This window comes from Actinacidiphila guanduensis (assembly GCF_900103985.1).
Classification (GTDB): domain Bacteria; phylum Actinomycetota; class Actinomycetes; order Streptomycetales; family Streptomycetaceae; genus Actinacidiphila; species Actinacidiphila guanduensis.
Map to the genome: position 1 here is coordinate 1 of NZ_FNIE01000023.1, position 19,001 is coordinate 19,001.

Sequence of the window (19,001 nt, forward strand, 5' to 3'; positions counted from 1 at the left end):
GCCCGGTCGACGAGCAGGGCCATCTCGTAACCGACCAGACCGATGTCGCACTCCGGATGCGCCAGCACCGCCAACGACGAACCATCCGACACCGACATGATGAACAGGAACCCACGCTCCATCTCCACCACCGTCTGGTTCACACTCCCCCCCTCGAAAATCCGAGAGGCACCCGCCGTCAACGACGTCAACCCCGAAGCCACCGCCGCCAACTGATCGGCACGATCACGAGGAAAACCATCCGACATCGCAAGCAACAGGCCGTCGGCGGAGACCACCACCGTGTGGGACACCCCCGGGGTGTTGTCCACGAAGTTGGTGATCAACCAGTTCAGATTCTGTGCCGCCTGGCTCATCGCACTCAACTAGCGCTCCTGGTTGTTCATGCCGAAACCACGGCCGTCGGTGTTACCGCCGGCCTGGCGGCCTTGCTGGATACCCCTGCGGAGGTTGGTCAGACGTCCGCGCACGTCGTCCGGCGACCTGGAGACCTGCGGCCCCCCGGTCACCGGCTGCTGCGGCGCGGCCGCGCCACCCGGGACGAGGTTGGCGCGCGGGACCCGCCGCGGCAGACCGGACGGGGTGACCCCGCCGGCCGTGGGCTCGCGGATCGACTCGGCCCGCTGGCGCAGCGCGTCGTTGGGCGAGGTACGCCAGTTCGGGGTCTCCCGGGGCAGCGGCTGCGCCGCGGGCGCGGCCGTCTGGGCCGCCGCGGGCTGCGGGCCGCCGCCGGGCCGCGCGGGACCGCTCTGCGGCGCGGCCGCGGGTCGCCGCTGCGGGGGGGCGGTGCGGCCCACCGGGCGCGGCGGCGGGGCCTGCTGGCCGCGGCCGGGCTGCTCCACGTGGATCTGCTGCATCCGCTCGGCCTGGCCGGTGCGGAACCAGTCGGACTCGATGGCGGAGAAGATCGGCGTCGGCTCGTCGCCCCGGGTGGGGGCGGGCGGCAGCGCCATCGGCTCGCTCGGCTGCGGCTCGGGCCGCCGCACGGGCAGCTGGCCCTGCTGGGGGCCCTGCGGGCCGGGCTGCCCCTGACCGGGCTGCTGGCCTGCCGGCTGCCCGATCTGCTGGCCCGGGTACGGGCGGCCGCCCGCCGTGCCGTTCTGCTGCGGGTACTGGCCGGGCAGCTGGTGCGAGCCGGTGTCGTACGGGTTCGGGCCCTGCTGGCCGGCCCAACCGGCGTTGCCCTGCTGCTGGTTCTGGCCCTGCCCCTGGTTCTGCCCCTGGTTCGGGCCGCCGCCCGGGTTCGCGGGCTGCGGCCGGCCCGCGCGGCGCGGGAAGCCGCCGGGGGCGCCGCCGTCCTCGCCGCGCACCGGCGGGAACTGGCCGGTGTCGCCGGGGCCGCCCGGCATCCGGAAGGAGCCGGTGTCGCCGGGACGGCCGCCCTGGCCGGTCGGCGCGTACTCGTCGCCCCGGACGGCGGGGAACTGGCTCGTGTCGCCCGGGCCGCCCTGCATCGGGTAGCCGCCCTGGCCGGTGGGCGCGTACTCGTCACCGCGCACGGCGGGGAACTGGCTGGTGTCGCCCGGACCGCCCTGCATCGGGAACGAACCCGTGTCGCCCGGACGGCCACCCTGGTACCCGCCCTGACCGGCGCCCGCGAAGTCGTCGCGGACAGCGGGGAACTGGCTCGTGTCGCCCGGGCCGCCCTGCATCGGGAACGAACCCGTGTCGCCCGGACGGCCACCCTGGTACCCGCCCTGACCGGCGCCCGCGAAGTCGTCGCGGACGGCCGGGAACTGACCGGTGTCACCGGGGCCGTTCTGCGCGCTGGGCGCGAAGTCGTCCCGCATCGGCGGGAACTGGCCGGTGTCGCCGGGACCGCCCTGGGCCGGGAAGCCGCCGGAGGCGTTCGCGGCGAAGGGGTCCTGCTGCTGCTCCGCGGGGTTCCAGCCCGGCGTGCCCTGGCGCCCGCGCTGCTGGCGCTGCGGCAGCGGGCCGCGGCCGCCGCCCGCGGCCGGGCGCCCGCCCTGGTCCGGCCGGCCGCCCTGCTGCGGGAAGTCGTCGCGGACCGCGGGGAACTCGCTGGTGTCGCCGGGCCCGCCCCGGCCGGCCGCTGCGGGGGCCTCGCCCTGCCGCGGGGTCGGGCCGGAGCGGCCGCCGAAGACGTCGGAGCGGAAGCCGGAGGGGCCGGTGCTCTGCGGCTGCGGCGGCGGGAAGCCGGCGCCGCCGGGCCGGCCCTGGTTCGGCCGCCCGGGCAGGTTCGGCCGGACGCCCGAACCGGGGCCGCGCGGGGCCTGCGGCTGGTCGAAGGCGTCGAAGGCCGGCGCCTCGGCCTCCTCGTGGCCGCGCGGGGTCTCGTCGGGGAAGCCCTGCTGCGGGTTGTCCTGGGCGGCCGCCCAGCGCTGGCCGCCCGGCGCCTGCGGCTGCTGGGGGGCGCCGCCGGGCGCGCCGGGGCCGCCCGGGCTGAGGGCGGGCCGCTGGCCGGTGCCGCCGACCTGGCCGCGCTGCGGCCCGGGCGCCGCTGCCGCCGCGGAGCGCGGGGAGTTGCCGAAGGCGCCGGCGATGCCCTGACCGGCCGGGGGCGCGCCCGCCGGGCGGCCGCCAGGGCCGGGCTTGGCGTTGGCGCCGCCCTGGGTGACGTCGACCGGCAGCATGACCAGCGCGGTGGTGCCGCCGGAGTCCGAGGGCCGCAGCTGGATGCGGATGCCGTGCCGCAGGGACAGCCGGCCGACCACGAACAGGCCCATCCGGCGGGAGACCGAGACGTCCACGGTGGGCGGGTTGGCCAGCCGCTCGTTGATGTCGGCGAGGTCCTCGGGCGACAGGCCGATGCCGGTGTCGTGGATCTCGATGAGCACCCGGCCGTCGGGCAGCGAGTGGCCGGTGACGCGCACCTTGGTCTGCGGGGAGGAGAACGAGGTGGCGTTCTCCAGCAGCTCGGCGAGCAGGTGGACGAGGTCGTTGACGATGCGGCCGGTGACCTCGGCCGTGGGTACCGACGTCAGTTCGATCCGCTCGTACTGCTCCACCTCGGAGGCGGCGGCGCGCAGCACGTCGACCAGCGGGACCGGGCGGGTCCACCGGCGGCCCGGCTCCTCACCGGCGAGCACCAGCAGGTTCTCACCGTTGCGGCGCATGCGGGTGGCGAGGTGGTCGAGCTTGAAGAGCGAGGAGAGCTGGTCCGGGTCGGCCTCGCGGGACTCCAGTTCGGAGATGAGCGACAGCTGGCGCTGGATGAGGCCCTGGCTGCGGCGGGAGAGGTTGGTGAACATCGCGTTGACGTTCCCTCGCAGCAGCGCCTGCTCGGCAGCCAGCCGGACCGCCTCGCTGTGCACCTCGTCGAAGGCGCGGGCCACCTGGCCGATCTCGTCGCGGCTGTTGATGCCGATCGACTCCACCGAGGTGTCGACGTCCTGCGGGTCGGACTCCGAGAGCTGCTTGACCAGCTCCGGCAGCCGCTTCTGGGCGACGTCCTGGGCCGTCTGCTGCAGCCGGCGCAGCGAGCGGATCATCGAGCGGGCGACGATGAAGGCGCCGACCACGGCGACGCCGAGGACGAGCAGGATGATCGCGCCGGAGATGAGCGCTTCCTGCTTCGCCTCGTTCTGCAGGCTGAGCGACTTCTGCTGCATCTCGTTCAGCAGCGAGCGCTCGATCTGGTTCATCGCGTCGATCTTGGTCTTCGCCGCGTCGTCCCAGTCCAGGTAGGAGCTGTGGATCTTGGTGATCGCGTTCTGCGAGCCGGCGATGCGCTGACGCATGGCGTCGTGCGCGGCGATGACCGCGTTGCCGCCCTCGATCGGCTGCAGCAGGGCGGCCGCGTTGTCGCCGTAGATCTTCTGGAACCGGGTCAGGTCGCTGTTCTCGTCGGTGGCGGCGACCTGGACCGTCTGGAAGTCGGCGGTGTTGAGCTGGCCGCCCTGGGCGAACGCGGCGCTGATCACGGCGCGCTGGATCGACTCGTACTCCTTGGCGGAGGAGAAGGCCGCCAGGGCGCGGGTGGCCTTGATCATCTCCGGGCTGGAGGTGGCCTGCGCCATGTCCTGGGAGAGCGAGAGCAGCGAGTTGACCAGGCCGTCGTACTCGGAGACGGTCTGCGAGATGCCGGTCTTCTGGTCGTACGCGGTGGCGCGGATCTGCTGGATGTTCGCGAGCTGGCCGCCGATGGAGACCAGGGTGGCGCGCACGCCGCTGTAGACCGAGTCGGTGCCCGAGACGTTGTCGACCGCGGCCTCGTACTGCTTCAGCTCGCGGTCGGTGGCCTGCCGGGAGGCGGCGACGGCGTCGTTGTCCTGCTGGTGCGAGGTGAGCGGGCCGGCCGAGGAGTCGCGCTCCTCCTGGAGTGCGGCCGCGAGGTCGGTGGCGTGCTCGGTGATGTCGGTGAGGGTCTTGAGGTGCTTCAGCTGCTGGATGTTCTCCACCGAGCTGTTGATGCGCAGGCCGCCGAGCGCGGAGGCGGTCACCACCGGCAGGGCGAGCAGGGAGACCAGTCTGGTGCTGATGCGCCAGTTGCGCATGGCTATTCGCGGCCCGGGCTTGGAGTCCAGGCCGGTGATCTTGCCGGCCTCCATGCCGCCTGGCATGTTCATCCGCCCTGGCGCCGTGCTGGTACCCGGCGCGGCGGAGCCGGAGTCGGCCGCGGCCTGGGAGGTGCCGTTGCCGGCCCCGCCGGGCTGCTGCTGCTCCGGGTCGCCCGCAGCGCCGCTGTCCCTCTTGAAACGTCCCTGCACTAGCGTCGCAACCTCTGGACCAGGCGTCCCCCGCCGCGAGGCGGACAGGACGGTGTCGAGTCATGGGGGCTCAGGCCGCCCCGGATCGCGAGAAGGCCCACGTGCCCTTCACCGCCGCTCGGTGCTCGTGCGCGCCCCCTGCGCGCCGGCTCGATGTGATGCGGCGGTCCGGGGAATTCCAGCACAGTGCCGGATGCGACAACAAGGCCCGTGGCCAAGCCGTTGGAATGCGTCACTCCCGGCAATGATCTCAGCACACACTGTTGAGCGGGGCGAAGCCGATTGCCCGGTACGTACCTTTGGTGGCGCGAGTGGTGAGCAAAATCACAATGTGTCAGGTGAGTGGGCCCGGCCGTTCAGGGAACCGGCGCGACTAATCTGGTGGCGATGAAGACCACGCTGAGCTCCCGTCAGATCGCCAACCCGCGCCGCACCACGCTGGCGCACCTCAAGGACGCCTCGGAGCTGGTGGCTTCCCGGCTGCAGGCCGCGCAGGACACCGAGGTTACCGGAGGCGGCGCGACCGGCGGGGCCCAGGAGCAGGACACCGAGACCGTCCGGCTGCTCCCGCGGCGCACCGCGAACCCGCGCCGCACCATCCTCACCGAACTGCCCAAGCCGCACACCGCTTCCTGACCGCCCGCCGCCGCGTGGCGGAGATGCCCGGCCGGTACCTGGCCGACCTGCGGCGATCACGCTTCCGCGGCCGGTGGCTCGCGCACTGAGCCAAGCGGGCGGCACCGGGGCCGGCCGCTAGGCTGAGGGCCATGCGCATCGCCAGGTTCTCCATCGACGGCAACGTCGCGTTCGGGGCGGTCGAGGGCGACCCCGCCGGCGGCCCCGACGCCCTGCTCGTCGACATCATCAAGGGCGTGCCCTTCGCCGAGTTCGAACTGTCCGGCACCAAGGTCCCCTTGAGCAAGGTGCGGCTGCTGCCGCCGGTGCTGCCGAACAAGGTCGTCGCGATCGGGCGCAACTACGCCGCCCACGCCGCCGAACTCGGCAACGAGGTGCCCGACGCGCCCTGGGCGTTCTTCAAGCCCTCGACGTCGGTGGTCGGCCCGGGCGACCCGATCGTGTACCCCTCCTTCTCGCAGGAGGTGCACCACGAGGCCGAACTGGCCGTCGTCATCAGCCGGTTGTGCCGGGACGTGCCGCGCGAGCGGGTCAAGGACGTGATCCTCGGCTACACCTGCGCCAACGACGTGACCGCGCGCGACACCCAGCGGACCGAGAAGCAGTGGGCGCGGGCGAAGGGCTTCGACTCCGCCTGCCCGCTGGGCCCCTGGATCGAGACCTCGATCGACCTGGCCACCGCCTCGGACCTCGCGATCACCGCGACGGTCAACGGCGAGTTGCGGCAGGCCGGGCGCACCGGCCAGATGGTCCACGGCATCGAGGACCTGATCGTCAACATCACCGAGGCGATGACGCTGCTCCCCGGCGACGTCCTGCTCACCGGCACCCCGGCGGGCGTGGGCCCGCTCCTCCCCGGCGACGAGGTCGCCGTCACCATCGAAGGCATCGGCACTCTCACCAACAAGGTGATCTCGCGTGGCTAGCGCCCCCTCTCCCGTACCCGCGGCCGCTCCGGCGGTCCGCGCCCGCTTCTGCCCCTCGCCGACCGGCAACCCGCACGTCGGTCTGGTCCGCACCGCCCTGTTCAACTGGGCCTTCGCGCGCCACCAGCAGGGCACCTTCGTCTTCCGCATCGAGGACACCGACGCCGCCCGCGACTCCGAGGAGTCCTACGCGCAGCTGCTGGACTCCATGCGCTGGCTCGGCCTGGACTGGGACGAGGGCCCCGAGGTCGGCGGCCCGTACGCGCCCTACCGCCAGTCGCAGCGGATGGACGTCTACGCGGACGTGGCGCGCCGGCTGAAGGAGACCGGGCACGCCTACGACTGCTACTGCACCACCGAGGAGCTGGAGGCCCGCCGTGAGGCCGCGCGCGCGGCCGGCCGCCCCTCCGGCTACGACGGCCACTGCCGGGACCTGACGGCCGAGCAGACGGCCGCCTACCGGGCCGAGGGCCGTACCCCGATCGTCCGGTTCCGGATGCCGGACCGCACCATCACCTTCACCGACCTGGTCCGCGGCGAGCTGACCTTCGAGCCGGAGAACGTGCCGGACTACGGCATCGTGCGGGCGAACGGCGCGCCCCTCTACACCCTGGTCAACCCGGTCGACGACGCGCTGATGCAGATCACCCACGTGCTGCGCGGCGAGGACCTGCTCTCCTCCACCCCGCGCCAACTGGCCCTGTACGAGGCGCTGATCGAGCTGGGCGTGGCCACCACCGTGCCGGCCTTCGGGCATCTGCCCTATGTGATGGGCGAGGGCAACAAGAAGCTGTCCAAGCGGGACCCGCAGGCATCGCTCAACCTCTACCGCGAGCGCGGTTTCCTGCCCGAGGGACTGCTCAACTACCTCTCGCTGCTGGGCTGGTCGTACTCCGCGGACCAGGACGTGTTCTCGCTGGAGGAGATGGTCGCCCGCTTCGACGTCGCCGACGTCAACGCCAACCCGGCGCGCTTCGACCTGAAGAAGGCCGAGGCGATCAACGCCGACCACATCCGGCGGCTGGACCCGAAGGCGTTCGCCGAGGCGTGCCGGCCGTGGCTGCGGGCGCCGTACGCACCCTGGGAGCCCGACGCCTTCGACGAGGACGCCTGGCAGGCCATCGCACCCTATGCGCAGACCCGCGTGACCGTCCTCTCCGACATCACCGACAACGTCGACTTCCTCTTCCTGCCGGAGCCGGTGCGGGACGAGGCGTCGTGGCAGAAGGCGATGAAGGAGGGGTCGGCCGAGTTGCTGGCCACGGCCCGGGAGCGCCTGGCCGAGGCCGACTGGTCCTCGGCGGAGGCGCTGAAGGCGGCGGTGCTGGCCGCGGGCGAGGCGCACGGCCTCAAGCTCGGCAAGGCGCAGGCGCCGGTCCGCGTGGCGGTCACCGGGCGCACGGTCGGCCTGCCGCTCTTCGAGTCGCTGCAGATCCTCGGCCGCGAGCGGTCGCTGGCCCGGATCGACGCGGCGGTGGCCCGGCTGGCGTGAGCGCACGCGGGCCGTACGCACGAGGCCCCCGTACCCGGAAAGGGTGCGGGGGCCTCGTCGCATGCGGGTCCTGGGCCGTCGTGTGCGGGCCTTTGCCCTCGTGTGCGGATCGGACCGCCCGGCGCCGCTCCCGGTGCTCAGCCCTGCCAGGAGTGGGGGGCGCGGAAGCCCGGGGTGCGCTCCAGGCGGCGCCAGCCGGCGGTGCTGCGGGCCGGGCGAGCGGGGGCGGCGGGAGCGGCGGCGGCGCGGGCGAGCAGCAGTGCGGTGATCGCGGCCACCTCCTCGGGGGCGGCGTGGCCCTTCTCGACGCGCACGAGTGAATCGGCGGGTGTGCTCACGGTGGTCTCCTGGGGTGGGCCGCCGGGATGGCCGGCGGATCGTCCGAAGTCTTCCTCACGGCCGTGGCCGCCGCGTTGCGGCGGCCTTGCGGTCGCGTTGCCGGCTACTGCGGCGGGTTGCCGTGCTTGCGCGAGGGCAGGTCCGCGTGCTTGGTGCGCAGCATGGCGAGGGAGGAGATGAGGACCTCGCGGGTCTCCGCGGGGTCGATCACGTCGTGCACCAGGCCGCGTTCGGCCGCGTAGTAGGGGTGCATCAGCTCGGCCTTGTACTCCTTGACCATGCGCGCCCGCATCGCCTCGGGGTCGTCGGCGTCCGCGATCTGCCGGCGGAAGATCACGTTCGCCGCGCCCTCCGCCCCCATCACCGCGATCTCGTTGGTCGGCCACGCGTACGTCAGGTCGGCGCCGATGGACTGCGAGTCCATCACGATGTACGCACCGCCGTACGCCTTGCGCAGGATCAGCGAGATCCGCGGCACGGTCGCGTTGCAGTACGCGTAGAGCAGCTTCGCGCCGTGCCGGATGATCCCACCGTGCTCCTGGGCCACCCCGGGAAGGAAGCCGGGGACGTCCAACAGGGTGATGATCGGGATGTTGAACGCGTCGCACATCTGGACGAAGCGGGCGGCCTTCTCGGACGCCTCGATGTCCAGGACGCCGGCGAGCGAGGCGGGCTGGTTGGCGACGATGCCGACCACCTGGCCGTCGAGCCGGGTCAGGGCGGTGATGATGTTGGTGGCCCAGCGCTCGTGGACCTCCAGGTACTCGCCGTCGTCGACGATCTCCTCGATCACCTTGTGCATGTCGTAGGAGCGGTTTCCGTCGGCGGGCACGAGGTCGAGCAGGGTCTCGCTGCGGCGGTCGGCCGGGTCGCCGCTCTCCACGGCGGGCGGGTTCTCGCGGTTGTTCTGCGGGAGCAGCGACAGGAGGTAGCGGACCTCCTCCAGGCAGGTCTGCTCGTCGTCGTAGGCGAAGTGCGAGACGCCCGAGACGCCGGCGTGGACGTCGGCGCCGCCCAGCCCGTTCTGCGTGATGTCCTCACCCGTGACGGCCTTGACCACGTCCGGACCCGTGATGAACATCTGCGAGGTCTCCCGCACCATGAACACGAAGTCGGTCAGCGCCGGGGAGTAGGCGGCGCCGCCCGCGCACGGGCCGAGCATCACGCTGATCTGCGGGATGACGCCCGACGCCCGGGTGTTGCGCTGGAAGATCCCGCCGTAGCCGGCCAGCGCCGAGACGCCCTCCTGGATCCGGGCGCCGGCACCGTCGTTCAGCGACACCAGCGGCGCACCCGCAGCGATGGCCATGTCCATGATCTTGTGGATCTTCTGCGCGTGCGCCTCGCCCAGCGCCCCGCCGAAGATCCGGAAGTCGTGCGCGTAGACGAACACCGTCCGCCCGTGCACCAGCCCCCAGCCCGTGATCACACCATCGGTGAACGGCCGCTTCTCCTCCAGCCCGAACCCCGTCGCCCGATGCCGGCGAAGGCCCTCCACCTCACGGAAGGTCCCCTCGTCCAGCAGCAGGTCGATCCGCTCCCGCGCCGTCAGCTTGCCCTTGGCCTTCTGGGCGGCGGTCGCCTTCTCGCTCGGGCCTCGCAGGACTTCCGCGCGGATGGCGTGGAGCTCGGCGACGCGCCCGCGGGCGTCGTCTGCCGTGACGGGCACCTCTTGCGATGTGGTCATACACCGACAGTACGAGCGCGAAGCCGGTAATCGGCCATCTGCTTCGTACAGTGTCCACCGGCTCTACATGGCGGAACCCCACAGACGCGCTGCGCCAAACGTGTCCCCGGAGCCGGCGTTCGGCCGGCTCCGGGGACGTGCGTGCGGCGGCCGGGGGCCGCCGCGGTTCAGCGTCCGGCGACCGCGGCGGCCAGGGCCAGCACCCGGCGGGCCTCGGCGACGTGCAGGTTCTCGATCATCCTGCCGTCCACCGTGGCCACCCCGCGCCCCTGTGACGTGGCCTCTTCGAAGGCGGCGATGATCCGCTCGGCCCGGTCGACCTCCTCGGCGGCCGGCGCGAAGATCCGGTTGCAGGGCTCGACCTGGCGGGGGTGGATCAGGGTCTTGCCGTCGAAGCCGAGCCGGCGGCCTTGGAGGGTCTCGGCCTCGAAGCCGGTCAAATCGTGGACGTCGTTGTAGACACCGTCCAAAGCCGCTTTGCCTGCCGCGCGAGCGGCCAGCAGGGCGAGGGTCAGGCCTGTGAGCAGCGGCTCCCGGCCGGGGACGTGCTCGGCCCGCAGCTCCTTGGCGAGGTCGTTGGTGCCCATCACCAGGACGGTCAGCCGCGGCGAGGCGGCGGCGACGGCGCGGGCATCCAGGATCGCCACCGGGGTCTCCAGCATCGCCCAGATCGCGGTGTGTTCGGGGGCGCCGGCGGCCTCCAGGGCGGCCTCGACCGCGTGCACGGTGGCGGCGGAGTCGACCTTCGGCACGACCACGGCGTCGGGACCCGCGGCCGCGGCCGCCCGCAGGTCGTCCTCGTGCCAGGGGGTGCCGGGGGCGTTGACGCGGATGGTGACCTCGCGGTGGCCGTAGCCGCCGCCCGCCGCGGCCGCGGCGACCCGCTCGCGGGCGTCGGCCTTGGCGTCGGGGGCGACGGAGTCCTCCAGGTCGAGGATGAGGGCGTCGGCGGGGATCTCCTTCGCCTTCTCCAGTGCGCGGGCGTTGGCGCCGGGCATGTAGAGCACGGAGCGGCGGGGGCGCGGTGCCTGAGGGGTCATCGGGCGGCCTCCTCGGTGGCTTCGGCGTAGGCGCGGGCGAGTTCGGGGTCGCGGGCGGCCAGCGCGTCGGCGAGTTCGGCGACCACCCGGCACTGCTTGTAGGTGGCGTCGTCCTGCATCTTGCCGTCGATCATCACCGCCCCGGTGCCGTCGCCCATGGCGGCGATGACCCGGCGGGCCCACGCGACCTCCTGCGGCGCGGGCGAGAACACCCGCCGGGCGATGCCGATCTGCACCGGGTGCAGCGACCAGGCGCCCACGCAGCCGAGCAGGAACGCGTTGCGGAACTGGTCCTCGCACGCGGTGGTGTCCTGGATGTCGCCGAAGGGGCCGTAGTACGGCAGGATGCCGTGCGCCGCGCAGGCGTCGACCATCCGGGCGAGCGTGTAGTGCCACAGGTCCTGCTGGTACGTCGCCCGCGGGGCGCGGCCGCCGGGGTCCTCGCGGACCAGGTAGCCGGGGTGCCCGCCGCCGACGCGGGTGGTCTTCATCCGCCGGTCGGCGGCCAGGTCGGCCGGCCCCAGCGAGATGCCCTGCATGCGGGGGCTCGCGGCGGCGATCTCCTCCACGGCGGTCACGCCCGCCGCGGTCTCCAGGATGGCGTGCACCAGGATCGGCCGGGTCAGAGCGGCCTTGGCCTCCAGCTGGGCGAGCAGCCGGTCCACGTAGTGGATGTCCTGCGGGCCCTCCACCTTGGGCACCATGACGACATCGAGCCGGTCGCCGATCTCGGTGACCAGGGTGACCAGGTCGTCCAGCGCCCAGGGCGAGTCGAGGCTGTTGATCCGGGTCCACAACTGGGTGCCGCCGAAGTCGGTGGCGCGGGCGGTCTTCACCAGGCCCGCGCGGGCGGCCTCCTTGCGGTCGGCGGCGACGGCGTCCTCCAGGTTGCCGAGCAGCACGTCGACCTCGGAGACCAGGGCGGGGACCTTGGCGGCCATCTTCTCGTTGCCGGGGTCGAAGAAGTGGATCATCCGCGAGGGGCGGAACGGCACCTCGCGCAGTGGGGCCGGCGCCCCCACTGCCAGCGGGCGGAAGAAGTCCTTCGCCGAGCGCATGCGGCCTCCCGGTGGTCGCGGTCGAGGGTGTGGCGCTCACCTTAGGGCCCCCGGCCGCCCGTGGTTACCCGTCGGTAGGTGTGCCGTTGGTCACCGGGGTCCAGCGCAACGTCATGTCCGGTTCGTTCTCCATGTTGCGCGAACCGTCGTTCAGATCCACCACCGAGAAGCCGTGGCGCGCGTAGAACGCCCGGGCGCCGGTGTTCTTCTGGAAGACGTGCAGGGCGAGGCCGGCCGGCCGCAGCCGCTTGGCGCGCTCCAGCAGCAGCGTGCCCACGCCCTGCCGGCGGACCTCCGGCAGCAGGTAGAGGTGCTCCAGCCACTCCCCCGCCACCGCCGCGTAGCCGACGACGGCCCCGCTGCCGTCCTCGGCCACCCACACCGTGCTCTCGGTGAGCACCACGTTGCGCACCCAGCGCACCACCTCGGCGTCGCTGCGCCGGCGCGGCGGCAGGTAGGGCATCGTCACCTCGCGGGAGGTGATGTGCACGTGGGCGATGGCGGCCGCGTCGGCGGGGGCGGCCGGCCGTACGGCGAACTTCTGCGCTGTGTCCGTCACAGCGGGCACGCTAGGCCCTCCCCCGCCGGCCGCTCGACCGGTTTTCCGCCCGGCCGCCGCGGCGGCCCCCGCCGCGGCCGGGCGGCGGCGGCCACTCGGCGGGGCTACTCCTCCGGCTCCAGGCCGGCCCGCAGCAGCCCGTAGGTGTACGCGTCGTCCAGCGCCTGCCAGGAGGCGGCGATGACGTTGTCGGCGACGCCGACCGTCGACCACTCGGCGGCGCCGTCGGTGGTGGTGATCAGCACCCGGGTGGTGGAGTCGGTGCCCGAGCGGCCCTCGAGGATGCGCACCCGGTAGTCGACCAGCGCGAAGCCGCCCAGCTGCGGGTAGATGCGCTCCAGGGCCACCCGCAGCGCCCGGTCCAGCGCGTTGACCGGGCCGTTGCCCTCGGCCGTCGCCACGGTCCGCTCGCCCTTGGCCCACAGCTTCACGGTGGCCTCGTTGGCGTGCGAGCCGTCGGGGCGGTCCTCGATGATCGCCCGCCAGGACTCGATCCGGAAGAAGCGCAGCGGCCGGTCGGCGGCGCCGCGGATCTCGTCGCGCAGCAGCAGCGCGAAGGAGGCGTCGGCGGCCTCGTAGGTGTAGCCCTTCAGTTCGCGCTCCTTGACCCGCTCCACCACCCGGGAGACCACCTCGCGGTCGTCACCGAGGTCGATGCCGAGTTCCTTGCCCTTCAGCTCGATCGAGGCCCGCCCGGCCATGTCGGAGACCAGCATCCGCATGGTGTTGCCGACCCGCTCGGGGTCGATGTGCTGGTAGAGGTCGGGGTCCACCTTGATCGCGGAGGCGTGCAGTCCGGCCTTGTGCGCGAAGGCGGAGACGCCGACGTAGGGCTGGTGGGTGGCGGAGGGCAGGTTGACGATCTCGGCGATGGCGTGCGAGATGCGGGTCATCTCGCCGAGCGCCCCCTCGGGCAGCACCCGGCGGTCGTGCTTGAGCTCCAGGGCGGCGGTGACGGGGAAGAGGTTGGCGTTGCCGACCCGCTCGCCGTAGCCGTTGGCGGTGCACTGCACGTGGGTGGCGCCGGCGTCCACCGCGGCAAGGGTGTTGGCGACCGCGCAGCCGGTGTCGTCCTGGGCGTGGATGCCGATGCGGGCGCCGGTCTCCTCGATCACCCGCGCGGTCACCTCGTGCACCTGGGCGGGCAGCATCCCGCCGTTGGTGTCGCAGAGCACCACGACGGAGGCGCCCGCCTCGTGCGCGGCCTTCACGACCGCCAGCGCGTAGGCGGGGTTGGCCCGGTGGCCGTCGAAGAAGTGCTCGCAGTCCACGAAGACCCGCCGGCCCTGGGCGACCAGGTGCGAGACGGTGTCGCGGACCATCGCCAGGTTCTCCTCCAGCGTGGTGCGCAGCGCCAACTCCACATGCCGGTCGTGGGACTTGGCGACCAGCGTGATCACCGGGGCGCCGGAGTCGAGCAGCGCGCGCACCTGCGGGTCGTCGGCGGCCTTCGCGCCGGCCCTGCGGGTGGCGCCGAAGGCGACCAGGGTGGCGTTGCGCAGCTCGAGTTCGGTCGCGGCCCGGGCGAAGAACTCGGTGTCGCGGGGGTTGGCGCCCGGCCAGCCGCCCTCGATGAAGCCCACGCCGAAGTCGTCGAGGTGCCGTGCGATGCTCAGCTTGTCGGCGACCGTGAGGTTGATGCCCTCACGCTGGGCGCCGTCGCGCAACGTGGTGTCGAAGACGTGGAAACTGTCGTCCCGTTCGGCGGTCATGGCTGATGCAACTTCCTGTCGGGTGGATGGGGTTGCCGCCGGGCGGTACGGCGGCGCTCGCGCGCGGCCGTACGCCCGGTGGTTCCGACTCCACTTGCCCCCAGTCCCCCCGTGCGCGTCCGCCCCCGGCGCGGATGGTCCGGGAAACGAAAAAACCTCTCGCGGATGCGAGAGGTCTGCACGCGGGTCTGGGACACGGTGGCGTTCCACTGGGGTCAGTAAGGAACGCTCACTGCGGACCGGCGTGCCTGCGGCCAATAATCATGGCGTACGAGGACACGTCTGCATTCTGCCATACGGGGGCCGCGGCCCGGGGGTGCGATGGGTCACTCGACGGGCCCGCCCGGGCACTCGGCCGAGGGGGCGGGCCGAGTGCCCCGCCCCCCTTGCCGCTCCCGCGGACCCCGTCGACGTGCGGGCACCGCCGTCAGGCGCCCAGCGGGTGCATCCAGCCGTGCTTGTCGGGGGCCTGGCCGGTCTGGATGTCCAGCAGCGCCGCACGCAGCCGCATGGTGACCGCGCCGGGCTCGCCGTCGGCGACCGTCCAGTTCGCCCGGGTGGACTTCACCGAGCCGACCGGGGTGATCACGGCCGCGGTGCCGCAGGCGAAGACCTCGGTGAGCGAGCCGTCCTCGTTCGCCGCCTTCCAGTCCTCGACGCTGATCCGCCCCTCGGCGACCTCGTAGCCGAGGTCGGCGGCGATGGTGAGCAGCGAGTCGCGGGTGATGCCGGGCAGCAGGGAGCCGGACAGCTCGGGGGTGACGATCCTGGACCCGTACACGAAGTACAGGTTCATCCCGCCCATCTCCTCGATCCAGCGCCGCTCGATCGCGTCCAGCCAGACCACCTGGTCGCAGCCCTGCTCGATCGCCTGGGCCTGGGCGACCAGCGAGGCCGCGTAGTTGCCGCCGGTCTTGGCCGCGCCGGTGCCGCCGGGGGCGGCCCGCACGTACTCCTCGGAGAGCCACACCGACACGGGCTTCACGCCGCCGGAGAAGTAGGCGCCGGCAGGCGAGGCGATGAGGATGAACAGGTACTCGTTCGCCGGGCGCACCCCGAGGCCGACCTCGGTGGCGATCATGAAGGGCCGCAGGTAGAGCGACGCCTCGCCCTGGCTCGGCACCCACGCCCGGTCCTGGCGGACCAGCACCTCGCACGCCTCGATGAACGTCTCGACCGGCAGCTCCGGCATGGCCAGCCGGCGCGCGGAGTTCTGGAACCGCTCGGCGTTGGCCTCGGGGCGGAAGGTGGCCACCGAGCCGTCGGGCTGCCGGTACGCCTTGAGGCCCTCGAAGATGGTCTGGGCGTAGTGCAGCGTCATGTTCGCCGGGTCGAGCGAGAGCGGCGCGTACGGGACGAGCTGCCCGTCGTGCCAGCCGCGGCCCTCGGTCCACTTGATCGTCACCATGTGGTCGGTGAAGTGCCGGCCGAAACCGGGGCTGGCCAGGATCGCCTCGCGCTCGGCGTCGGACAGCGGGTGGGCGGAGGGCTTGAGCTCGATCGTGGGCGTCGTCATGTCTGTTCCTTCACCGTCTCGCGTGGCGTCCCTTCCCGAAGTGCTAGGACGTCCGACTTTCCCGCCGAAAGGCGGCCCCGCCACTGATTATCGCAGCGGCGGGGCCGGGTGGTACCTGTCGGGCCGGCCGGGCGGTGCGGCCGGCCCGGCTCGGGCGCCGGGTCAGCCCGATACGCGGGCGGCCAGCGCGTCGCCGATCTCGACGGTGGAGCGGGCCGGCTGCCCGGCCCGCCCGGCGAGGTCGGCGCGGACGGCCGCGTCGATCCGGTCGGCCTCCGCCTCGTAGCCGAGGTGCCGCAGCAGCAGGGCGACGGAGAGCACGGTGGCGGTCGGGTCGGCCTTGGACTGGCCGGCGATGTCCGGCGCCGAGCCGTGCACGGGCTCGAACATCGAGGGGAACTCGCGGCTGGGGTTGATGTTGCCGCTCGCGGCCACGCCGATGCCGCCGGAGACGGCGGCGGCGAGGTCGGTGATGATGTCGCCGAACAGGTTGTCGGTGACGATCACGTCGAACCGCTCGGGCTGCGTGACGAGGAAGATCGTCGCCGCGTCCACGTGCAGGTAGTCGGTGGTGACGTCGGGGTACTCCGCCCCGACCTGCTCGAAGATCCGGGTCCACAGCCGGCCGGCGTGCACCAGCACGTTGTTCTTGTGCACCAGGGTGAGCTTCTTGCGCGGGCGGGCCTGTGCGCGGGCGTAGGCGTCGCGGACCACGCGCTCGATGCCGTAGGCGGTGTTGAGGCTGACCTCGGTGGCGACCTCCTGCGGAGTGCCGGTCCTGATCGTGCCGCCGTTGCCGGTGTAGGGGCCCTCGGTGCCCTCGCGGACGACCACGAAGTCGATCTCCGGCTGCCCGGCGAGCGGGCTGTCCACGCCCGGGAAGAGCGTGCTGGGGCGGAGGTTGACGTGGTGGTCGAAGGCGAATCGCAGCTTGAGCAGGAAGCCGCGCTCCAGGACGCCGGAGGGGACCGAGGGGTCGCCGATCGCGCCGAGCAGGATCGCGTCGTACCCCTTCAACTCGGCCAGGTCCTCGTCGGTGAGGGTCTGGCCGGTGGCGTGGTACCGCTTGGCGCCGAAGTCGAACTCCTTCGTCTCCAGCTTGGTTTCCTGCGGGAGCACGGCGGAGAGCACCTTCAGGCCCTCCGCCACGACTTCCTGGCCGATTCCGTCACCGGGGATCACTGCGAGGTTGATGCTGCGAGACATGTCCGGCACCCTACTCCTGCGTCTTGAACCCTGACACAGGACGTCCGCATGCCGGACGGACGGCGGTGGTCGGGAGGTCGTGGCGCGGTGGCGATGCGATGGGGGGTCGGCCGGGCGTCAGTCGCGCTCGTGGCCGGTCGAGCCGCCGTTGTCACGGCGGTCCATGGAGCGCTGCAGGGCGCGCAGGGCGTTCTGGCGGGCGGTCTCGTCCATGGGGATCAACTCCACAAGGGAATCGGAAGGAGAGGGGGGAGCCATGGAACGCAGGCGGGGAGCCGCGCATGCGGGGGTGACCCGCGGAAGGTGCGCCGGGCTCGCGTCCGCCGACCGCCCGATCGGGCGGGAAACGTTCGGCCGATTCCACGTTAGGCCACGTCAGCGGCTCCTGTCCGCGATTTACTCGGACTTCCTACTATCTGAGACAGACGATCACTCGTTCACCACGCGGAACAGGGGCCGCCCCCGTCTCCGCGGGGTGGGCGGGAGACGGGGGCGGCGGTCCGGGGCGCGGATGCGCGCTCAGCCCTGGTGCGGGTAGCGGTAGTCGGTCGGCGGGACCAGGGCCTCCTTGATCGCCCGCGTCGAGGTCCAGCGCATCAGGTTCTGCGCGGCGCCCGCCTTGTCGTTGGTGCCCGAGGCGCGGCCGCCGCCGAAGGGCTGCTGGCCGACGACGGCACCGGTGGACTTGTCGTTGATGTAGAAGTTGCCTGCGGCGTCGCGCAGCACGTCCATCACCCGCGCCACGGCGGCGCGGTCGCGGGCGATCACCGAGCCGGTGAGCGCGTAGGGCGCCACGGACTCCATCTGCGCGAGCATCGCCTCGAAGTCGGCGTCCTCGTAGACGTACACGCCGAGCACCGGGCCGAAGAACTCCTCGCGGAAGATCTCGTGTTCGGGGTCGGTGGAGACCAGCACCGTCGGGCGGACGAACCAGCCGACGGAGTCGTCGTAGGTGCCGCCGGCCACGACCTCGACGGTCGGGTCGGCCTTGGCGCGGTCGATGGCGGCCTTGTTCTTGGCGAACGCCCGCTCGTCGATGAGGGCGCCGAGGAAGTTGCTGAGGTCGGTGACGTCGCCCATGGTGATGCCGTCCACCTCGGCGGCGAACTCCTCCTTGAAGCCGCCCTCCCAGATCGAGCGGGGGATGTAGGCGCGCGAGGAGGCCGAGCACTTCTGGCCCTGGTACTCGAAGGAGCCGCGGGTCAGCGCGGTCTTCAGGACGGCCGGGTCGGCCGAGGGGTGGGCGACGACGAAGTCCTTGCCGCCGGTCTCGCCGACGATCCGCGGGTAGGAGCGGTACTTCTCGATGTTCTCGCCGACCGTGCGCCACAGGTACTGGAAGGTCTTGGTGGAGCCGGTGAAGTGGATGCCGGCCAGCAGCGGGTGCTTCAGCGCCACCTCGGAGACGGCCAGGCCGTCGCCGGTCACCAGGTTGATCACGCCGTCGGGCAGTCCGGCCTCCTTCAGCAGCCGCATCAGCAGCACCGCGGAGTGGGTCTGCGTCGGCGAGGGCTTCCACACCACGACGTTGCCCATCAGGGCGGGCGCGGTGGGCAGGTTGCCCGCGATGGCGGTGAAGTTGAACGGCGTGATGGCGTAGACGAAGCCCTCCAGCGGGCGGTGGTCGAGGCGGTTCCACACGCCCGGCGCGTTGGCGACCGGCTGCTCGGCGAGGATCTGCCGGGCGTAGTGGACGTTGAACCGCCAGAAGTCGACCAGCTCGCAGGGGCTGTCGATCTCGGCCTGCTGGACCGTCTTGGACTGGCCGAGCATGGTGGAGGCGGCGAGCGTCTCGCGCCAGGGGCCGGCCAGCAGTTCGGCGGCGCGCAGCAGGATCGCGGCGCGGTCGTCGAAGGAGGTGGCGCGCCAGGCGGGCGCGGCGGCGAGCGCGGCCTGCACCGCGTCGCGGGCGTCCTGCTCGGTGGCGTTGGCGTACGTGCCCAGGCGCGCGGCGTGGTTGTGCGGCTGGACCACGTCGAAGCGCTCGCCGCCGCCCATCCGCTCCTGGCCGCCGATGAACATCGGCAGGTCGACCGGGTTGCCGGCCAGCTCCTTGAGCTTGGCCTCCAGCCGGGCGCGCTCCGGGCTGCCGGGCGCGTAGGTGTGCACCGGCTCGTTGACCGGCGCGGGGACCTGGGTCACAGCGTCCATGGGACGTCT

14 protein-coding genes are annotated in these 19,001 nt (G+C 72.7%); 3 read left to right on the forward strand and 11 right to left on the reverse strand.

All coding sequences use genetic code 11. The features are described from left to right. Both BLR33_RS31985 and BLR33_RS31990 read right to left on the reverse strand, forming a co-directional pair. Window positions 1-356, reverse strand: a 356-nt coding sequence (locus tag BLR33_RS31985) for a roadblock/LC7 domain-containing protein (RefSeq protein WP_322987220.1), incomplete at its 3' end; no start/stop codon positions are given. Window positions 357-365: 9 nt separating this feature from the next. After that, entirely contained in the window at window positions 366-4,670 is a 4,305-nt protein-coding gene (locus tag BLR33_RS31990; RefSeq protein WP_093788171.1) for a sensor histidine kinase, read from the reverse strand. Between the two features lie 387 nt (window positions 4,671-5,057). Between BLR33_RS31990 and BLR33_RS31995 the strand changes: the two genes are divergently transcribed. The 3 genes from BLR33_RS31995 (at window position 5,058) to gltX (ending at window position 7,724) form a co-directional block, all read left to right on the forward strand. Next, window positions 5,058-5,306, forward strand: coding sequence for a hypothetical protein (locus BLR33_RS31995; RefSeq protein ID WP_093788172.1), 249 nt, complete (start codon window positions 5,058-5,060; stop codon window positions 5,304-5,306). Window positions 5,307-5,437: 131 nt separating this feature from the next. Next, window positions 5,438-6,232, forward strand: coding sequence for a fumarylacetoacetate hydrolase family protein (locus BLR33_RS32000; RefSeq protein WP_093788173.1), 795 nt, complete (start codon window positions 5,438-5,440; stop codon window positions 6,230-6,232). Continuing rightward, a complete protein-coding gene (gene gltX, locus BLR33_RS32005) occupies window positions 6,225-7,724 on the forward strand; it encodes a glutamate--tRNA ligase (protein ID WP_093788174.1) in 1,500 nt (499 codons plus the stop codon). Before BLR33_RS32000 ends, gltX begins: the two co-directional genes overlap by 8 nt. 137 nt (window positions 7,725-7,861) lie before the next feature. Here the strand turns inward: gltX and BLR33_RS32010 are convergent, their stop codons facing one another. The 9 genes from BLR33_RS32010 to pruA all read right to left on the reverse strand — a co-directional run bounded on the left by BLR33_RS32010 (window position 7,862) and on the right by pruA (window position 18,992). Then, the gene (locus BLR33_RS32010) at window positions 7,862-8,062 is read right to left on the reverse strand and encodes an acyl-CoA carboxylase subunit epsilon (protein WP_093788175.1); all 201 of its coding nucleotides are present in this window, start codon (window positions 8,060-8,062) and stop codon (window positions 7,862-7,864) included. A gap of 104 nt (window positions 8,063-8,166) precedes the next feature. Beyond that, window positions 8,167-9,750, reverse strand: a complete 1,584-nt coding sequence (locus BLR33_RS32015) for an acyl-CoA carboxylase subunit beta (protein ID WP_093788176.1) — start codon at window positions 9,748-9,750, stop codon at window positions 8,167-8,169. 167 nt (window positions 9,751-9,917) lie between these two features. Continuing rightward, window positions 9,918-10,790 carry an HpcH/HpaI aldolase/citrate lyase family protein gene (locus tag BLR33_RS32020; RefSeq protein ID WP_093788177.1) on the reverse strand — a complete coding sequence of 291 codons (873 nt, stop codon included), beginning with the start codon at window positions 10,788-10,790 and terminating at the stop codon, window positions 9,918-9,920. Next, window positions 10,787-11,848 carry an HpcH/HpaI aldolase/citrate lyase family protein gene (locus tag BLR33_RS32025; RefSeq protein ID WP_093788178.1) on the reverse strand — a complete coding sequence of 354 codons (1,062 nt, stop codon included), beginning with the start codon at window positions 11,846-11,848 and terminating at the stop codon, window positions 10,787-10,789. The genes BLR33_RS32020 and BLR33_RS32025 overlap by 4 nt, the downstream gene beginning before the upstream one ends. Before the next feature lie 64 nt (window positions 11,849-11,912). Continuing rightward, window positions 11,913-12,407, reverse strand: a complete 495-nt coding sequence (locus BLR33_RS32030) for a GNAT family N-acetyltransferase (RefSeq protein ID WP_245771806.1) — start codon at window positions 12,405-12,407, stop codon at window positions 11,913-11,915. Between the two features lie 104 nt (window positions 12,408-12,511). Beyond that, window positions 12,512-14,119 (reverse strand): citramalate synthase, encoded by a 1,608-nt coding sequence (gene cimA, locus BLR33_RS32035; protein ID WP_093788179.1) that lies wholly within the window; start codon window positions 14,117-14,119, stop codon window positions 12,512-12,514. 427 nt (window positions 14,120-14,546) lie between these two features. Next, window positions 14,547-15,635, reverse strand: coding sequence for a branched-chain amino acid aminotransferase (locus tag BLR33_RS32040; protein ID WP_093788180.1), 1,089 nt, complete (start codon window positions 15,633-15,635; stop codon window positions 14,547-14,549). A 162-nt stretch (window positions 15,636-15,797) separates the two neighbouring features. Continuing rightward, complete coding sequence (locus tag BLR33_RS32045; RefSeq protein ID WP_093788181.1) at window positions 15,798-16,841, reverse strand: 3-isopropylmalate dehydrogenase; 1,044 nt, start codon at window positions 16,839-16,841, stop codon at window positions 15,798-15,800. Window positions 16,842-17,360: 519 nt separating this feature from the next. Beyond that, window positions 17,361-18,992: an L-glutamate gamma-semialdehyde dehydrogenase gene (gene pruA / locus BLR33_RS32050; protein WP_093788182.1), complete on the reverse strand. Its 1,632-nt coding sequence runs from the start codon at window positions 18,990-18,992 to the stop codon at window positions 17,361-17,363. Window positions 18,993-19,001 lie beyond the last annotated feature (9 nt).